Source organism: Curtobacterium salicis (assembly GCF_011759505.1).
GTDB classification, from domain to species: Bacteria; Actinomycetota; Actinomycetes; order Actinomycetales; family Microbacteriaceae; genus Curtobacterium; species Curtobacterium salicis.
Genome location: NZ_JAAOYO010000005.1, coordinates 122739 through 139356, shown reverse-complemented (window position 1 = coordinate 139356; position 16618 = coordinate 122739). Strand labels below are relative to the sequence as shown.

The following is a 16618-nucleotide window of genomic DNA, read 5'->3' as shown; positions in this document are numbered from 1 at the left end:
GGTGAGCCTACGCAGGAGGGAGCGTGCGACCTGCTGGAGTGCGGATCCCGACCGGTGGTCAGGTACCGGTCCCGGCTGCGTCACGCCCCCCGTCGCGGACACCGCTGATCCGGGTCACGCGGTGGTACTGGGACGTCCAGGCGACGACGGTGGCGATGACCACGGCGAGGAGCGCGCTGACGAGGCCGGTGCCGGCGCCGAGGCCGCCACGGCTGTGCGGGACCGCGATCCAGTCCGCGAACGAGGCGCCGACGGGGCGAGTGAGGACGTACGCCGTCCAGAACGCCGCGACCGGCCCCAGCACGACCGTCATCCGCAGGACCACGACGAGTGCCATCAGGGCGACGAAGACCAGGCCGGCGAGGGCGTAGCCGAGGTGGAAGGTGCTCGCGAGCAGGTCGCCGGCGGCCGTCCCCGTCGCGAATGTCGCGATGACGGCGGCCCAGTACCAGGAGTGCCGACGCCGGCTGGTGATCGCGTGCACGTCGAGGGTGCCCTCAGTTCGACGCCACAGGACGAACACCGCGACCAGGGCGAGCAGGAACACGGGTGCGGACACCAGGTACGGCACCCCGAAGGCGACGTGGGTGACGTCGGCGACCATGGTGCCGAACACACCGACCATCGAGACCGTCGTCCAGTACAGCCACGGGACGTACCGGGTCGCCGCGAGCTGCAGGGCGAGGACGGCCGCGAAGAGCGCCGCGGTGACGAGGACGGTCGGTGCCGGGTCGAACCGGGTGACGAGGAAGTCGGAGAGCGCTTCCCCCATGCCGGTGGTGAGCACCTTGACGACCCAGAACGAGGTTGTCGGGTCGGGCACACGGTTCGCCCGGCCGGTCGCGGAGATCGTCACGGCTGCCGCTCCCGCGTCTCCCGGGGTTCCCGGGCGCGGTGCTCGTCCGCCGCCGCCGCCCGATCGTGGCTTCGGCGGCGGAGTGCACCGATGACGATCGGGAGTACCGACACGACGATGATGACGATCATCAGGACGTCGATGTTGTGGGCAACGATCGGGATCCCGCCGAGGAGCACACCGACGGCGGTGAGGCCTGCCGCCCATGCGACGGCGCCGGTGACGTTGAACAGCAGGAACCGGCGGTAGTGCATCTGTGCGGTCCCGGCGGCGAGGGGCACGTAGGTGCGGACGACCGGTACGAAGCGGCCGAGGATGAGGGAGAGCCCGCCCCAGCGGGTGAAGAACGCTTCCGCTTCTCCGAGTCGGGCGGTGGTGAGCAGCCGTGCTTCGTCGCGGAACAGCCGTCGGCCGAAGCGTTTGCCGAGCCAGTAGCCGACCTGGTCGCCGGCGATCGCGGCGAGGGACGCGACCAGGGCGACCTGCCACGGCGTGATGCCGAGTGCGCTGCTGGTGATCGCGGCGGTCACGAGCAGTGAGTCGCCGGGCAGGAACGGGAAGAGCACGCCGGATTCGATGAAGATCAGGACGGCGACGCCGGCGAGGACGTACGGGCCGAACGCGTGGAGCACGGACGCGGCGTCGAGCAGGTGCACGGCGAGGGGGACGGTGGTGAGCACGAGAGGTCCTTCGGGGGTCGGCTGGGCGCGGCGGGGTTCAGACGGTCAGTTGCGACCGCAGCGCCGGGTCCTCGCGGCGCCGGAGGGAGAGCCAGGTGATGATCGCGGTGATCACGACGAGGAAGACGATGCTGGTGGTGATGGTGCCGACACCGAGTCCGCCGTCGTGCACCGGAGACGAGAGCAGGTCACCGGCGGACGCGCCGAGCGGACGCGTGAGGATGTAGGCGATCCAGAAGCACACGACCGGGCCTCGGCGGCCGAGGAACCACACGGCAGCCGTCAGCGCGATCGCCGCGGCGAACAGCAGCAGGGACGGGAAGTACCCGAGACCGGTCTGTTCCGCGATCAGGTCGCCGGCGGCGGTGCCGAGCGCGAAGGTGAACAGGATCGCCAGCCAGTAGAAGGCCTCCCGTCGGCGCGTGTCGATGCTGTGGATCGAGAGGGTCCCCTCCGTCCGGAACCAGACGAGGAACACCACTGCCAGCGCCCCGGCGAAGACCGTGGTGCTGAGGACCAGCGGTACGCCGAGGCCGTCGGTGAGGTTGTCGGTGATGCAGGTGCCGACGATGCTGATCAGCACCACGGTGCTCCAGTAGAGCGGAGGCCGGTAGGCGCGTGCACGGAACTGCAGCACCAGGAACACCACGAGCGCGATGGCCATGATCACCGTCGTCAGGGGCAGTCCGAGGCCGACGGTGTCGCTGAGGAGGTCCGCGGCGGTCTCACCGACGGTGGTCGCGAGGACCTTGATGATCCAGAACGACGCGGTGGGGTCCGGGACCTTGTTCGAGCGGGTCCGGGTCCGCAGCAGCGCCGCAGGCGAGTGGGACATGACGTTCTCCTCGTCGGAAGTGGGCGATCCCGCGCAACGTGGGACCGGCGATGTCACGACGGTAGGAAGAGGCCCGCAAGACTCCACCAAGAAACGGGCTCCGTGCACGATCTGCGCATTCTTGGTGGTTCCTGAGTGCTCGTCCCTGATGATCGACGCGCCGGCGCTGCTCGGGTAGGGCAGGATCGGTGCCCGTACGGCGACGTCGGAACGCGCACCCCCCACGTGTTCCGGCGTCGCTTCCGGGAAGGAGCACAGGTGTCGTCATCGTGGTGGTCTGCCATCGCCGACTCGGCCACGTCGTGGTCGTTCCGGTCCGGCGCTGAACGCGACCCGGACCGGTTGGCGTACCGGCGGTCCGTGATCGGCATCGGTCTCCGCGTCGCCGTCGTCTCGGCCGCGCTGGTGATCGCGATCGTCCTGCTGGTCGTCGGGTACGTCCTGTGGCAGCTCACGCCGGGGCAACTGCACGAGACGCCCGGTCCCACCGACGTGCACATCACCCTCGACACCGTCGACCTCAGCATCGCGGTCCTGGGCGTCGGCGGACTCGCCATCGCCCTCGCGGGCATCGCCGCGTGGGTGATCGCACGCCGTGCGGTGCTGCCGATCGCCGAAGCCGCGCGGATGCAGCGGACCTTCGTCGCTGACGCCAGCCACGAACTCCGCACACCGCTGACGGTGCTGCACGCCCGGGTGCAGCGTCTCCGGATGATGACACCGGCGGACGACGCCCGTCGCGCCGTCGTCGACGAGTTGCAGGGCGACACCCGGGTGCTGATCGACATCGTCAACGACCTCCTCGATGCCGCAGCCGGCAGCGAGGCGACCGGCGGCGTCGCCGACCTCGATGTGGCGCTGATCACCCTCGAACGCGACATGTCCGTCCTCGCCGCGGAACGACAGGTGCACCTCACGGTCGGTCGGGCCGAGCCGGGTCGGGCCGGGCCGGTGCTGGCCGTGTCGGAGACACAACTCCGGCGTTGCCTGGTGGCGCTGACGGACAACGCGATCGGTCACACGCGCCCGGACGGGAACGTGTCCGTCCGGGTGCGCGCGGACGGCCCGTCCGTCACGATCCGTGTCGGTGACGACGGGCCGGGCATCACGGGGATCGCCCCGACGCGGGTGTTCGACCGGTTCGCCCACGGCACCCCGACCGCGACTGCGGGCGCAGCGGGCACGCGGACCGGCTACGGGATCGGTCTCGCGCTGGTGCGTGACATCGCCGTCCGTGCCGGCGGCGACGTCACCGTCGAGCGCACCGGCAGCGACGGCACCGTGTTCGCCCTACGGCTCCCCGTGGTGCAGCCTGACGGACCGGGACACGAACGGGAGGACCGCTGATGGCGCTCCGCCTGCTGCTCGTCGAAGACGATCCACGGCTCGGTCCGCTGGTTGCCGACGTGCTGGGCGAGGAATGGGACGTGACGCTCTGCGCCGACGGCGAGAGCGCACTGCTCGCCGCAGCCGCGCAGTACTTCGACGTGATGGTGGTCGACCGCCGGCTGCCGGGCATCGACGGTACCGAGGTGGTCGAGACGCTCCGCCAGCGCCGCATCAGCACCCCCGTGCTGATGCTCACCGCGCTCGGGGAAGTCCGGGACCGGGTCTCGGGTCTCGACGCCGGCGCGAACGACTACCTGGTGAAACCGTTCGACTTCGACGAGCTGACCGCCCGACTCCGCGCGCTCACGCGGGACTACTCCGGTGCCGGTCCGGGGATCGAGATCGGCGGATGGTCATTCTTCCCTGACGACAGCAGCATCACCTCGCCGTACACGGGCCGGGTGATGCTGACGGAGAAGGAGACGGCGATGCTGCGTCTGCTCGCCAGCGAACCGGCCAGGGCCTTCACCCGGCAGCACCTGCTCTCCGCCGTCTTCGCACGAGGCGAGCAGCTCGGCACCGTCGACACCTACGTCCACTACATCCGCCGGAAGACCGACCGCGACCTGATCAGCACCGTCCGCGGCGTCGGGTACCGCCTCGGCACCCCCGCCTGAACGAGGGCCCGGTCACGGCAGCTGCGGCCGTGTCCGGAGCGGCGCCAACCACCGGGTGAGCAGGACCGCGGTGCACGTGCCGGCAGCCATGATCGCCGCGAGGACGACGATCTGGAACCGTCCGGCCTCGAGCGGGGACAGCCCGCCGAAGACCGCACCGACGAACGCTCCCGGCAGTGTGACCAAGCCCGTCGTCTTCGTCTGGTCGACCGTGGGCACGAGCGCGGCGCTCACCGCACGCCGGACGAGCTGCACGGTCGCCTGGCGGGGTGTCGCACCGAGGGCGAGCCAGCCCTCGACGTCGTCCCACCGGTCGTCGGCGAGCTCCACGAAGCGGCGGCCGCTGATGCTCGCGATCGTCATGGCGTTGCCGATCACGATGCCACCGACCGCGAGGGCGTCCCGCGGACTGGGCTCGATCGCACCCGTCCCGAAGACGATCAGGCCCGTGACGGTGATCCCGACCGCCATCGACGAGGCGACGGGCAACACCATCCGGCGCACCGCACCGAGGCGCCGGGACGCCGTGACGACGGCGACCGTGAACATGACGGTCAGCACCAGCGCGATGAGCCACGGCGACCGGATCACGCCGGCGAGGACGAGGCTGATGACGGCGAGCTGTGCTGCACCGCGAGCGACAGCGAGAGCCGGTGCCCAGGGAGACGCTGCTCGCGCGAGGAGCAGGACAGCCGTCGCGAGGACCACGAGTGCGACGACCCCGAACACGGTCGGGAGCATCGCCCCGGTCACCGCCGACACCGCCCGCTCATGCGTTGCACTGTACGGCCCCGACGCGTCCGGGTCGGTCCTCGACCCCCAAAGAGCCCTTTGACGGTGAGGCGGCCCGGCTGTCACGATGCCCCCGTGTCCACCATCGACGAGCTCCGTGCGACCGCGCACCCCATCCGCCTACGACTGCTGTCCCTGCTGACGGGCGTCGCGATGAGTGCCGCCGAGGCCGGGCGCGAGCTCGGGCTGTCCCAGGCGACCGCGAGCTACCACCTCCGGGTGCTCGAGCGGGCAGGGCTCGTCCGCGTGGTCGAGGTCGTCCGGCTGCGGGGCGGCGAGGCCAAGCGCTACCGGCACGAGACGTCCTCGGAGCCGTTCGACGCCCAGGAGGTCCACCCGCTCGACCCCGCCGCGGCCGAGGACCGGCTCGTGTACCTCGACGCCGTCGCCGACGAGCTCCGCCGACGCGCCCGCGAGCAGGCCGACGGTCCCGGTGTCTCGACCGACGCCGAGCTGTGGGTCGATCCGGAGACCTGGCGCCGTGTGGTGCAGCACATCGGGCAGGCATCCGCGATCCTGCACGCTGCCGCCCGTCCGCCGCGGACACCCGGCACCCGTCCGGTGTCCGTCACGGCCGCCCTCTTCCCGCTCCGCCGCTCGTGAGCACCACGGTCGACCGGTTCGGTCCGCTCCGGTCCACGCCCTTCCGGTGGCTCCTGGCCGCGCGGACGACGAGCATCCTCGGCAACGCCGTCGCGCCGATCGCGCTGGCGTTCGCGGTGCTCGACCTGACCGGGTCCGCCGCCGACCTGGGCCTCGTCGTGGCGTCCCGGTCGGTGGCGAACGTCGCGGTCCTGCTGTTCGGCGGGGTGATCGCCGACCGGCTGCCGCGGGACGTGGTCCTGGTCGGGACGTCGTGCGCGGCCGCCGTCACGCAGGGCGCCGTGGCCGCACTCGTCATCACCGGGTCGGCGAGCATCCCGTCGCTGGTGGTGCTGAGCGTCCTGAACGGAGCGGTGGCGGCCGTCAGCCTGCCCGCCGCGGGAGCGCTCGTGCCGGACACGGTGCCCGGAGCGCAGCTCCGGCCGGCGAACGCCCTGCTCCGGCTCGGCCTCAACGGCGGGAGCATCCTCGGCGCCTCGGCCGGGGCCGGACTCGTGGCCGTGGTCGGACCGGGGTGGGGACTCGCCGTCGATGCCGTGGGCTTCGCGCTCGCCGGGGTCCTCTTCGGGCGGATGCGACTACCGCGGACGGCCACGGGGGGCGGAGCATCGGAACCGACGTCGGTCGTGGCGGACCTCCGGGAGGGCTGGCGTGAGTTCGTCGGCCGACGCTGGGTCTGGATCGTCGTCCTGCAGTTCGCCGTGCTCAACGCCGCCTTCGTCGGTGCGACGGCGGTGCTCGGGCCCGTCGTCGCGGACGCGTCCTTCGGCCGTGCGGCCTGGGGTCTCGTCGTCGCCGCGCTGTCGGTCGGACTCGCGGTCGGCGCCGTGGTCGCGCTCCGCTGGCACCCCCGGCACGCTCTCGGGATCGGCGTGGCCCTGATGGTCGTCGCAGCGGTGCCCGTCCTGACCCTGGCGCTGCGGCCCTCCGTCCCGGCGCTGATCGTGTCGTTCGCCGTCGCGGGGGCCGCCATCGAGGTCTTCTCGATCGCGTGGGACCAGTCCCTGCAGACGAACGTGCCGCGCGACGTCCTGGCCCGCGTCTACTCGTACGACGCCGTCGGGTCGGTCGTCGCCTTGCCGTTCGGCGAAGCGCTCGTCGGCCCGCTCGCACACACGGTCGGCACCACGCCGACCCTGCTCGGCTGCGCGCTGCTCGTCGTGGTCGCCACCGTGGCGGCAGCGGTCACGCCGAGCGTCCGGCGGGTGACCGTCCAGGAGGCTCGTCCGGCGTGATCCCGCTCGTGCCGTGCACGCCGGCGACTGTCCGCGAACCGCACGTGCGCCGTCGTCTGCCCGCGCTCCCACCCGCACCGGAGTTCCGTACCGGGCGGATCGACCAGCAGCACGAGCACCACGCCAGGAGGCAGCCATGAGCACACCCGACGACGACACGCGGCCCGTCCGTCACGCCGGAGCGACCGACGGCACCGGACCTGACGGAGCACGCCGGGAGACCGAAGCGGCGCACGCGGTCTCGCCCGACCGCGGCAACGACCACGACACCGCCCGGAACGACACCGCCCGGAACGACACCGCGCGGAACGACACCGCGACCGCAGCAGGCGGCGCCGCCCGCGCCGATCGCGGACCGACCCAGCGCGAGAGCGTCCTGGAGCGCGAGAAGGACGAGTTCGCCGGCTTCAAGTGGGGCTCGGCGTTCTTCGGCTGGCTCACCGCGACCGGCACCGCCGTCATCCTCACGGCGGTCCTCACCGCCGTCGGTGCGGGCGTCGGCCTCGGGCAGAACGGCGGCGACGTCGACAGTGCAGCGAAGGACGTCACGAAGAACGGCGACGTCGTCGGCATCGTCGGGGCCATCGCACTCGCGGTGATCCTGTTCGTCGCCTACGTCGCCGGTGGCTACGTCGCCGGCCGGATGGCGCGCTTCTCCGGAGCCAAGCAGGGCGTCGCGGTCTGGATCTGGGCGGTCGTCATCGCCGTCGTCGTGGCGATCGTCACCGCCGTCGCCGGCAGCCAGTTCAACGTGCTCGGGAACCTCAACAGCTTCCCCCGCATCCCGGTGGACGAGGGCACCCTGACCGTGACGGGCATCATCACCGTCGTCCTGGTCGCCGTGATCAGCCTGGTCGGCGCCGTCCTCGGTGGCCTGGCCGGCATGCGGTACCACCGCAAGGTCGACCGGGTCGGCCTCGGACGCTGACGTCCGGATCGACCCACCCCACGAACCCACCCCACCTCTACCCGACAGCACGAACGAGAGGAACGACCATGATCGACACGAACACCGTCAACAGCGTCTTCGGCGCCAAGGTCATCGACCCGGACGGCCAGAAGGTCGGCACCGTCAAGCAGGTCTACGTCGACAACGAGGACGGGCACCCCCTGTTCGCCAGCGTCTCGACGGGGCTCTTCGGCACCTCCGAGTCCTTCGTCCCGCTCGAGGGCGCCGACCTCACCGGCGACGAGCTCCGCGTGGCGTACGACAAGGACCGCATCAAGGACGCCCCGCGCATCGACGCCGACGGCGACCTGAGCGACGACGAGCAGGACACGATCTTCGACCACTACGGTCTCGGCAGCGGCAGCGCCGGAACGACCGGCACCGGCACCGGCGCCGACAGCAGCACGACCACCGACACGGGTGTGGACGACGGCACGATCGGCGTCGACCCCGACCTGACCCCGACCGACCCGGCCGCCGCCGGGTCGCACCGCACCGGGGACACGTCCGGGCGTGACCTCCCCGCCACCGACGACCGCGTCGCCGGTGCCGCCGGGTACGACACCACGGCGGACGCCGCCGGCGTCGCCGACAGCGACACGGTCACCGGCCGGGACACGACGGACGCCGACCGTGGCGTGACCGACACGACCGCGAGCGCCGGCCACGACACGTCCGGCCCGGACACCGACGACGCGATGACCCGCTCCGAGCAGCGGCTCGACGTCGGTACCGAGCGCGTCCAGACCGGCCGTGCCCGCCTCCGCAAGCACATCGTCACCGAGCAGCAGAACGTCACGGTGCCGGTCCAGCACGAGGAGGTCCGCGTCGAGACCGAGCCGATCACCGACGGCAACGTCGGCGCTGCGACCGGTGGCCCCGACCTGTCCGAGGAGGAGCACGAGGTCACGCTCAGCGAGGAGCGCGTCGTCGTCGACAAGGAGACCGTGCCGGTCGAGCGCGTGCGCCTCGGCACCGAGACGGTCACCGAGCAGCAGCAGGTCTCCGAAGACGTCGCGCACGAGGAGATCGAGGTCGACCAGGACGGCGACACCCGCCGCTGAGCGAGTCGGTCCGGTCCGGACCACGACCGGACGGGAGGCCCGGTGCCAGCTGGCACCGGGCCTCCCGTCCGTCGTTCCACCGGAACGCACGACGGTCCCCGGGACGCGGACGAGACCACTAGCGTGTGCGCATGACCGAGACGGACGACACGCAGCCCGACGAGACGCCGACGGCGGAGACGACGCCCGCGCAGCACATCGACGCCATGATCGCGGCGCACCCGGACTGGCGCGGAGCGGTCCTCGCCGACGCCCGTGCCGCGGTCCTCGCCGTGGACCCGGCGATCGAGGAGACCTGGAAGTGGCGCGGCGCCCCCGTGTGGGAGCTCGACGGCATCCTCGTCGTCGGCAACGTCTTCAAGGAGGCCGTGAAGCTCGGCTTCATGTACGGCGCCGCCCTCGAGGACCCGGACGGCCTGTTCAACGACGAACTCGGCGGCAACCAGCGCCGGGCGATCAAGTACTTCGCAGGTGACGCCGTCGACGTCCCGGCGCTGCAGGCACTCGTCCGGCGGGCGATCGAGCACAACCACACCCGGCGCCAGGCCAGCCGCCGGCGCTAGCTCGTGGCGGCGCTCCGCGCGGCGCGGTCCTCGGCGACCAGGCGGCGGGCTTCCCGGGCGCGGGCCCGGAGCTTCTCCACCGGGACCTCGACCGCGTAGGCCGCACCGATCGCCACCAGCACGGCGACGGCGAAGAGCCACACGTCGCCGAGCCAGCCGATGGCGAACGTGCCGAGCAGCGCGATGACGAGCGGGTGCCAGAGGTACGCGGAGTACGAGACCCGTCGCCCGAACCACGCCACCGGGGACCAGGACAGGGCCGCGGACACCGGGGTGCGGACCGAGACGAGTCCGCCGATGAGCACGGCGGCGAAGACGCCGGTGACCGGCATGAGCAGACCGAAGGTCCAGGCGTGCTCGGTCCAGTCGTCGTCGATCCAGAACTGCACGCCGATGACGGCCGCCGCCCCGACCCAGGTGCTGAGGTGGCCGGCGAGCCCGGAGGCGAACGCCCGCACGCGATCGTCGTCGAGCAGCAGGGCGAGCAGGCACCCGGTGGCGAGCGGGACGACACCGAGCACCGGGGAGAAGTACACGTCCGGGGTGGACCCGCCGGAGGGGGTGCGGTAGCTCATCCAGGCAGCGGCCGAAGCGACGACGACCACCGCGGACAGGCCGATGACCAGGGTCCGTCGACGCCGTCCCGTCGCGAGCAGGAGCACGAGCACCGGCGGCCAGACCAGGTAGAACTGCTCCTCCATCGACAGGCTCCACGTGTGTGCGAAGACGCCCTGTGTGGTGTCCCAGAACGACCGGAAGAGGTTGCCGGTGTAGGTCAGGGCGATGAACGCGGCCTCACCCGCCGAGAACGACGCCCCTTTGTAGTCGCCGACCCAGTTCCAGAGCAGCAGCCCGGCGACGACGAGTGCCAGGAGCGCCGGGTAGAGCCGCAGCAGGCGCTTCCACCAGAACGAGCCGAGCCGCACCGTCCCGGTCTTCCGACGTTCGCGGAGGAGCAGCGTGGTGATGAGGTACCCGGAGAGCACGAAGAAGACGGTCACGCCGATCCACCCACCCTCGAACTGTGGCACGTGCAGGTGGTACAGGATCACGATGACGATCGCGATCGTGCGCAGGCCGTCCAGGGCCAGGGAGCGGTGGGCGAGCGGGGCAGGTGCGGCCGACCGGGTGGGGGCGGTGGTCCCCGCCGCCGGGGCGGTGGTCTCCGCCGCCGGGGCGGTGGTCTGGGCTGGCGCCGGGGCTGCGGTCCGGGTCATCCCGCCAGTGTGCTCCGGGAGTCCATGAACCGGCTCAGTGCTGTCCGGTCACCACCGGGCCTCGCAGCGACGAGCCCCGGTCGGCTGCGGTCAGGCGGGCTGCCGGGCCATCGTGCTCGCCAGGGCATCGAGCCGTTCGGTCGCGAGCACGGGCAGGGTCCGCGTCTCGTCGGGGGAGATCCACTGCGCGAACGCCAGGTGGAACACGGTCACGCCGGACTGCGCCACCAGGGTCGCGGCCGGTTCCGGGACACCGCGGTCGCGGAGGAGCTCGGCGAGCCGGGTGCCGAGGCCGGACAGCTTCGCGAGTTCCCGTTCACCGAGTGCGGGTTCGGCGTCGATGACCCGCTGCCGGTTGCGGGACCACTCACGGCGGTCCTCGGTGAAGTACGACCCGACGCCGGCGAGGGCCCGGGCGACGAGGTCGACCGGGGGCGTGTCGGCCGGGGCGTCCTGGATCGGGCCGACGAAGAGCTGCAGGAAGTCGTCCTGCCCGGCGAACAGGACCTCACGCTTGTCCGCGAAGTGCCGGAAGAAGGTGCGCTCGGTGACCTCGGCGGCGCGGGCGATGTCGGCGACCGTGGTGGTCTCGAAGCCACGGTCGAGGAACAGCTGCAGCGCGGTCGCCTGCAGTCGTTCCCGCGTGCCCGGTTGCCATCTCGCCATGCCCGGAGTCTACTCAGGACCAGCGACGATGACAGCGGCTGACATCGGGTGTACGGTTCCTGATGTCAGCAACTGACATCATCGAGAAGGGCACCACCATGCACGTGTTCGTCACCGGAGCATCCGGCTGGATCGGCTCCGCCACCGTCGACGAGCTCCTCGCCGCCGGCCACCGCGTCACCGGGCTCGTCCGGTCCGATGCCGCCGCCGCGTCCGTCCAGGCGAAGGGCGCCGAGGTCCTCCGCGGCGACCTCGACGACCTGGACGCCCTCCGCCGCGGAGCAGAGGCCGCCGACGGGGTCGTCCACCTCGCCAACAAACACGACTGGGCGCACCCGGAGGAGACCAACGCCGCCGAGCGTGCCGCAGTCGAGACCCTCGGCGGTGCCCTCGTCGGCAGCGACCGGCCGTTCGTCGTCGCCTCCGGCGTCGCCGGCCTCACCGTCGACCGCCCGGCCAACGAGGACGACCCGAACCCCTTCGTCGGCCCGCAGGCGATGCGCGGCGGCAGCGAGAACCGCGCCCTCGACTTCGTCGACCAGGGTGTCCGCACCGTGATCGCACGGTTCGCCCCGACCGTGCACGGACGCGGCGACCACGGGTTCATCGCCCTCGTCACCGCCGCAGCACGACGCCACGGCGTGGCCGCGATGATCGGCGAGGGGACGAACGGCTGGGCCGCGGTGCACCGCACCGACGCGGCGCGACTCGTCCGACTCGGGCTCGAGAACGCTCCCGCGGGTACCCGGATGCACGTCACCGCCGAGGACGCCGTCCCCACCCGCGACATCGCGCAGGCGATCGGGGACGCCCTCGGAGTGCCGGTCACCTCGGTCGACGCCGCCGACGCGGTCGACCACTTCGGCTTCATCGGGCGGTTCTTCGGCATGCCGATGGCTGCGACGTCGAGCGCCACGCGTGCGCTGCTGGACTGGCAGCCGACCGGCCCGACGCTGCTCGAGGACATCGCCGACGGTGCCTACACGACGCCGCGCAGCTGACGCTCCCACCAGGCACATGACGGACGGGAGGCTCCCCACCGGTCTGGTGGGGAGCCTCCCGTCCGTCATGTGGTGACGGCTGTCACCTCATGACGGTCACTCCGCCTTCTGCAGCTGCCAGGGCTCCGGCTCGCGGTCGCCGTTCGGGCGCACCGGACGGACGTCGCCGACGATCGGGATCGAGCGCTTCCGCATGAACCACACGTAGCGGACGAAGAAGTGGGTCAGCGTCGACATCCGGTTGCCGTTGCCGAGCAGGCTGGTGATGTGGACGAACACCCACGCCGCCCAGGCGACCGGGCCGACCATCGTGATGCCGCCACGGAGCTGTGCGACCGCGGCGTTCGTGCCGATCGTCGCCATCGTGCCCTTGTCGAAGTACTTGAACCGCTCGGTCGGCTTGCCGGCCAGACGACGCTTGATCTGCTGGGCGACGTGCTTGCCGCCCTGCAGGGCCGGCTGCGCGAGCTGCGCCAACGCGGCGTCCTGCGCGGCGATGTCCCCGGCGGAGAAGACCCGGTCGACGCCCTTGACGCTGAGGTCGTCGTTCACCTGGATGCGGCCGCCGTGGGTCTGCGGCAGACCCCAGTTGCCGACCTCCTTGTGTGCCGAGACGCCGGTCGCCCAGATCACCTGGGAGGCGGGGATGACCTCACCGTCGGCGAGCCGGACGCCGTCGGGCATGACCTCTTCGACACCGGCGTTGAGGCGCAGGACGACGCCGCGCTTCCGCAGGATCTTCGCCGCGTACCGACGCAGGCGCGGGGCGAACGGCTTGAGGAGCTCACCGCTGCGGTGCACGAGCGTGATCGAGATGTTCCCGCGTTCGATCTCCGGGTACGCACCCACCAGGGCCTGGTCGCGGAGCTCGGCGAGCGCGCCTGCCATCTCGACGCCGGTCGCACCACCACCGACGATGACGACGCGGATCTCGTCCGGGCCCTGCTTCGCCGCAGCCTGCTCCAGGCGGGTGAACAGCTCGTCGCGGATCCGCAATGCCTGCGAGCGGGAGTACATCGAGTACGCGTACTCGTAGGCGCCGGGCGTCCCGAAGTAGCTCGTGTTCACGCCGTTGGCCAGGATCAGGTAGTCGTAGTGCAGGTGCTCGCCGTCGGACATCTCGGCGATGCGCTCGTCGTGCCGGATGCCGGTGAGCAGCCCGTGGCGGAAGTCCGCGTTCGACTGTCGGGCACGCAGGCTGCGGAGGAAGTACGTCACGTCGCCGGCGTTGAGACCGCCGGTCGCCACCTGGTACATGAGCGGCTGGAACATGTTGTAGACGTGGCGGTCGACGAGCGTGACCCGGACCGGAGCGTCCTTGAGCTCACGCATGGCGGCGATCCCGGCGAATCCACCGCCGACGATGACGACGTGCGGGCGGGTGTCCTGCGGCATGGTGAGCTCCGGTTTCGTGCGGTCTGGGCCACCCAGAAGGGTACGCCGATCACGCAGACCTGCCGTCCACCCCCTCGGCGGTCGGGCCGGGAGGCGCGGGTTCAGCCCGCCGACGCGGCGAACGGGCCGTAGGTGCTCAGCACGTTCCCCTTGCTGGTCACGGTGTTCGTGACCAGCCGGAGGCGCGTGGGCGGGTCCGTCGGCTCGAACAGCTTCCGCCCGTGGCCGGCGATCGCCGGGTGGACCATCAACTGCAGTTCGTCGAGCACCCCGGCGAAGAGCAGGCTGCGCACCAGGGTGACGCTGCCACAGACCGCGATGTCCCCGCCGTCACGGGTCTGGAGCTCGCGCACGAAGGTCGGGACGTCACCGGTGATGCGCGTGCTGTTCTCCCACGCCAGGTCGTCACCGAGGGTCGTGGACGCGACGTACTTCTCGATCGGGTTGATCCACTGCCCGAACGGGTCCTCCGAGTGGGCGGGCCACCACTCCGACCACTCCTGGTAGCTGGTGCGGCCCAGCAGGACGGTGTCGGTCGCACCCATCCAGGCGCCCATGGCGGCTCCGAGCTCGTCGTCGAAGCTGTCGTACTGGTAGTTGTACGGGTCCTGGACGACCCCGTCGACCGAGGTGAAGAGACCCGCCGTGACCTTGCGCATGGCGTGAGCGTAACGGCGCGGCGGCGTCCGGCACCAGAGTGGGGTCCCGCCCCGGTCAGCTGCCGTCCTGCGGGGTGACGGGTGCGCCGGTCGACTGTCCACGCGGACCGTACTGGCCGGAACCCGGGCCGGTGAACGAGGACGTGCCGTGGCTCGCGACGGCATGCCCGACCGCGAAACCGACACCGCCGCCGACCAGCAGGGCGCCGAGGCCGATCGCCGCTGCGATGACCGGCCAGAACCACGGCGGGTGCGGAGTGCTCCGCCCCGCGGGCGTCGTGCCCGGGGTGGGGGCCGGCGTGCCGTACCAGGACGGCGGGGGCGGCGAGAGGGTGGAGGTCGGCGTCGCGGCCGGGGCAGCGGCCCAGGAGTCGTGGCGCTGGTCGGGGTGGTCGTCGGGTCGTCGTGCCGGAGGCGTCGTGTCGCTCATGGCAGCAGTGCACCCCGCCGACCTTGCAGGAGTAGAAGACCCGGCTGTCCCTGCGCTGCGGATCCCGGTGCTGCGGATCCGCTCCCAGGTGGCAGCCGGGCACCGGCATAGTCTCGGGTGATGCGCGCGCTGGTGGAGACGGTCCGGGTCGACGGTCACCGCGTCCGACTCCGGACGGTGGCCCCCGCGGGACGCCTGCACGACGCGTTCGCCCCCACCGTCGTCCTGGTGCACGGCATCGGCATGTCGCACCGCTCCTTCCGCCGCCTGCAGGCCGCGCTGTCCCGCAGCCACCGCACCGTCGCCGTCGACCTGCCCGGCTTCGGCGGCCTGCCGTACTCCGGCCGGCGCTTCGAGGCGCACGAGTACGCCGACCTGGTCGTCCGCGCGGTCACCGAACGCGGTGCCGGGGACCTCGTCGTCGTCGGACAGTCGATGGGCACGCAGATCGCGGTCGAGGCGGGACTCCGCCACACCGACGTCGTGTCCTCCGTCGTGCTCGTCGGACCCGTCGTCGACGACCACCGGCGCTCGCTGGTCCGCCTGGCCGTCGCGCTCGCCGTCGACTGCGCGTTCGAGGGCGTCCGGATGAACGCCGTGGTGTTCACCGACTACTTCCGGAGCGCCGCCCAGTACCTCCGCGAACTCCGGCCGATGCGCGACTACCGGATGCTCGACCGCGTCCGGGCCCTCACCGTCCCGGTGCTCGTCGTCCGCGGCGAACAGGACCCCATCGCGAAGCACGACTGGGGGCAGCGGGTCGTCGGGGCAGCCCACCGTGGCGCGCTCGTCGAACTCCCGGGCGGCCACCACGTGCAGGAGCGGCAGCCCGTGGCCGTCGCCCGGCTCATCGAGGAGTTCCGCCGGGTCCAGACCCTCGAGGCCAGCCGGGACGAGGTGCCGCGGTGACCGACGCGACCACCGGCGGCGGTGCAGGGACGCGGAGGACGGGGGCCGTGCCTCCCGTCCGGGTCGGACTCGTCCGGCGCACGCGGTGGGCGCTGCTCGACTGGCTGTACGCCGCCGTCTGGCAGGTCCGCAGCCTGGGCCCGACCACCGCCGACGACTACCGCACCGGCGACCGGCAGGCGGTCGTCGTGATCCCCGGCGTCTACGAGACCTGGCACTTCATGCGTCCGCTGATGGACGTGCTGCACGACCGCGGCCACCCGGTGCACGTGCTCACCGTCCTCCGGCACAACGTCAAGCCCGTGCCGCTCTCGGCGGAGGAGGTGATGGCCTACCTCGACGAGCACGACCTGCACGGGGTCCTCGTCCTGGCGCACAGCAAGGGCGGCCTCATCGGCAAGTACGCGATGACCCGGCTCGACCCGCACGGCCGCATCGACCGGATGGTGGCGGTGTCGACGCCGTTCGCCGGATCGAAGTACGCCGTCCTGGCACCCGTCCGGCACCTCCGGGTGTTCCGGGCAGCCGACCCGGTCCTGGCGGGCCTGGCACGCGAGCTCGACGCGAACGCGCGGATCACCTCGGTCTACGCGGTGTTCGACACGCTCATCCCGGGCGGCAGCGAACTGTCGGGAGCCGAGAACGTGCGGCTCGACCTCGGGGGCCACTTCCGGATCCTCGCCGACCGCCGGACCGCGGCCGCCGTGCTGCGCGCGGCGGACGGCGACTGACGGCAGCGCTGCCGCTGGTGGTGGCGC

General features: G+C 71.9%; 19 protein-coding genes. 10 read left to right on the top strand and 9 right to left on the bottom strand.

Translation table 11 applies throughout. From position 1 onward, the window contains the following. Positions 1 to 58: 58 nt before the first annotated feature. From E9228_RS17665 to E9228_RS15565, 3 genes are read right to left on the bottom strand one after another with little or no spacing between them, the layout of a single operon-like run. On the bottom strand, positions 59 to 856 hold the full coding sequence (locus E9228_RS17665; RefSeq protein WP_166781456.1) for a COG4705 family protein: 798 nt from the start codon (positions 854 to 856) through the stop codon (positions 59 to 61). Next, positions 853 to 1536: a VTT domain-containing protein gene (locus E9228_RS15570; RefSeq protein WP_166781455.1), complete on the bottom strand. Its 684-nt coding sequence runs from the start codon at positions 1534 to 1536 to the stop codon at positions 853 to 855. Before E9228_RS15570 ends, E9228_RS17665 begins: the two co-directional genes overlap by 4 nt. A 37-nt stretch (positions 1537 to 1573) precedes the next feature. Beyond that, a complete protein-coding gene (locus E9228_RS15565; protein WP_166781454.1) occupies positions 1574 to 2371 on the bottom strand; it encodes a COG4705 family protein in 798 nt (265 codons plus the stop codon). Positions 2372 to 2629: 258 nt separating this feature from the next. Between E9228_RS15565 and E9228_RS15560 the strand changes: the two genes are divergently transcribed. Together E9228_RS15560 and E9228_RS15555 are read left to right on the top strand one after the other, a co-directional pair. Beyond that, a complete protein-coding gene (locus E9228_RS15560; RefSeq protein WP_166781453.1) occupies positions 2630 to 3718 on the top strand; it encodes an ATP-binding protein in 1089 nt (362 codons plus the stop codon). Further along, on the top strand, positions 3718 to 4377 hold the full coding sequence (locus E9228_RS15555) for a response regulator transcription factor (RefSeq protein ID WP_166781452.1): 660 nt from the start codon (positions 3718 to 3720) through the stop codon (positions 4375 to 4377). Before E9228_RS15560 ends, E9228_RS15555 begins: the two co-directional genes overlap by 1 nt. A gap of 12 nt (positions 4378 to 4389) precedes the next feature. Here the strand turns inward: E9228_RS15555 and E9228_RS15550 are convergent, their stop codons facing one another. Further along, positions 4390 to 5118: an ABC transporter permease gene (locus E9228_RS15550; protein ID WP_166781589.1), complete on the bottom strand. Its 729-nt coding sequence runs from the start codon at positions 5116 to 5118 to the stop codon at positions 4390 to 4392. A 126-nt stretch (positions 5119 to 5244) separates the two neighbouring features. Here E9228_RS15550 and E9228_RS15545 point away from each other — a divergent pair, with 126 nt between their 5' ends. The 5 genes from E9228_RS15545 (at position 5245) to E9228_RS15525 (ending at position 9583) form a co-directional block, all read left to right on the top strand. Beyond that, complete coding sequence (locus tag E9228_RS15545; RefSeq protein WP_166781451.1) at positions 5245 to 5772, top strand: helix-turn-helix domain-containing protein; 528 nt, start codon at positions 5245 to 5247, stop codon at positions 5770 to 5772. Beyond that, the gene (locus E9228_RS15540) at positions 5769 to 7007 is read left to right on the top strand and encodes an MFS transporter (RefSeq protein ID WP_166781450.1); all 1239 of its coding nucleotides are present in this window, start codon (positions 5769 to 5771) and stop codon (positions 7005 to 7007) included. The genes E9228_RS15545 and E9228_RS15540 overlap by 4 nt, the downstream gene beginning before the upstream one ends. A 136-nt stretch (positions 7008 to 7143) precedes the next feature. Next, on the top strand, positions 7144 to 7935 hold the full coding sequence (locus E9228_RS15535) for a hypothetical protein (protein ID WP_208386350.1): 792 nt from the start codon (positions 7144 to 7146) through the stop codon (positions 7933 to 7935). Positions 7936 to 8003: 68 nt separating this feature from the next. After that, a complete protein-coding gene (locus E9228_RS15530) occupies positions 8004 to 9020 on the top strand; it encodes a DUF2382 domain-containing protein (protein ID WP_166781449.1) in 1017 nt (338 codons plus the stop codon). A gap of 131 nt (positions 9021 to 9151) precedes the next feature. Then, the gene (locus E9228_RS15525) at positions 9152 to 9583 is read left to right on the top strand and encodes a DUF1801 domain-containing protein (protein ID WP_208386348.1); all 432 of its coding nucleotides are present in this window, start codon (positions 9152 to 9154) and stop codon (positions 9581 to 9583) included. Here E9228_RS15525 and E9228_RS15520 read toward each other — a convergent pair. Next, entirely contained in the window at positions 9580 to 10800 is a 1221-nt protein-coding gene (locus tag E9228_RS15520) for an acyltransferase family protein (RefSeq protein WP_208386346.1), read from the bottom strand. The genes E9228_RS15525 and E9228_RS15520 overlap by 4 nt on opposite strands. 90 nt (positions 10801 to 10890) lie before the next feature. Then, positions 10891 to 11466, bottom strand: a complete 576-nt coding sequence (locus E9228_RS15515; RefSeq protein WP_166781448.1) for a TetR family transcriptional regulator — start codon at positions 11464 to 11466, stop codon at positions 10891 to 10893. Positions 11467 to 11528: 62 nt separating this feature from the next. Between E9228_RS15515 and E9228_RS15510 the strand changes: the two genes are divergently transcribed. Beyond that, entirely contained in the window at positions 11529 to 12467 is a 939-nt protein-coding gene (locus tag E9228_RS15510) for an SDR family oxidoreductase (RefSeq protein WP_252728399.1), read from the top strand. A gap of 96 nt (positions 12468 to 12563) precedes the next feature. On the opposite strand, the gene E9228_RS15505 is transcribed toward E9228_RS15510, so the two are convergent. The 3 genes from E9228_RS15505 to E9228_RS15495 form a co-directional block, all read right to left on the bottom strand. Continuing rightward, positions 12564 to 13862 carry an NAD(P)/FAD-dependent oxidoreductase gene (locus E9228_RS15505; RefSeq protein WP_166781447.1) on the bottom strand — a complete coding sequence of 433 codons (1299 nt, stop codon included), beginning with the start codon at positions 13860 to 13862 and terminating at the stop codon, positions 12564 to 12566. Between the two features lie 101 nt (positions 13863 to 13963). After that, positions 13964 to 14521, bottom strand: coding sequence for a dihydrofolate reductase family protein (locus tag E9228_RS15500; protein WP_166781446.1), 558 nt, complete (start codon positions 14519 to 14521; stop codon positions 13964 to 13966). Between the two features lie 55 nt (positions 14522 to 14576). Further along, complete coding sequence (locus tag E9228_RS15495; protein ID WP_166781445.1) at positions 14577 to 14951, bottom strand: hypothetical protein; 375 nt, start codon at positions 14949 to 14951, stop codon at positions 14577 to 14579. A gap of 120 nt (positions 14952 to 15071) precedes the next feature. Here E9228_RS15495 and E9228_RS15490 point away from each other — a divergent pair, with 120 nt between their 5' ends. Next, positions 15072 to 15860 carry an alpha/beta fold hydrolase gene (locus E9228_RS15490; RefSeq protein ID WP_166781444.1) on the top strand — a complete coding sequence of 263 codons (789 nt, stop codon included), beginning with the start codon at positions 15072 to 15074 and terminating at the stop codon, positions 15858 to 15860. A 47-nt stretch (positions 15861 to 15907) separates the two neighbouring features. Beyond that, entirely contained in the window at positions 15908 to 16591 is a 684-nt protein-coding gene (locus E9228_RS15485) for an esterase/lipase family protein (protein ID WP_341849917.1), read from the top strand. The last annotated feature ends 27 nt before the right edge of the window (positions 16592 to 16618 follow it).

Coding starts and splice junctions, on each gene's coding strand:
- E9228_RS15550 (WP_166781589.1), bottom strand. CDS start 5,118: ATGCTCCCGACCGTGTTCGGGGTCGTCGCACTCGTGGTCCTCGCGACG.
- E9228_RS15505 (WP_166781447.1), bottom strand. CDS start 13,862: ATGCCGCAGGACACCCGCCCGCACGTCGTCATCGTCGGCGGTGGATTC.
- E9228_RS15535 (WP_208386350.1), top strand. CDS start 7,144: ATGAGCACACCCGACGACGACACGCGGCCCGTCCGTCACGCCGGAGCG.
- E9228_RS15525 (WP_208386348.1), top strand. CDS start 9,152: ATGACCGAGACGGACGACACGCAGCCCGACGAGACGCCGACGGCGGAG.
- E9228_RS15510 (WP_252728399.1), top strand. CDS start 11,529: ATGTCAGCAACTGACATCATCGAGAAGGGCACCACCATGCACGTGTTC.
- E9228_RS15565 (WP_166781454.1), bottom strand. CDS start 2,371: ATGTCCCACTCGCCTGCGGCGCTGCTGCGGACCCGGACCCGCTCGAAC.
- E9228_RS15495 (WP_166781445.1), bottom strand. CDS start 14,951: ATGAGCGACACGACGCCTCCGGCACGACGACCCGACGACCACCCCGAC.
- E9228_RS15515 (WP_166781448.1), bottom strand. CDS start 11,466: ATGGCGAGATGGCAACCGGGCACGCGGGAACGACTGCAGGCGACCGCG.
- E9228_RS15490 (WP_166781444.1), top strand. CDS start 15,072: ATGCGCGCGCTGGTGGAGACGGTCCGGGTCGACGGTCACCGCGTCCGA.
- E9228_RS15555 (WP_166781452.1), top strand. CDS start 3,718: ATGGCGCTCCGCCTGCTGCTCGTCGAAGACGATCCACGGCTCGGTCCG.
- E9228_RS15530 (WP_166781449.1), top strand. CDS start 8,004: ATGATCGACACGAACACCGTCAACAGCGTCTTCGGCGCCAAGGTCATC.
- E9228_RS15500 (WP_166781446.1), bottom strand. CDS start 14,521: ATGCGCAAGGTCACGGCGGGTCTCTTCACCTCGGTCGACGGGGTCGTC.
- E9228_RS15520 (WP_208386346.1), bottom strand. CDS start 10,800: ATGACCCGGACCGCAGCCCCGGCGCCAGCCCAGACCACCGCCCCGGCG.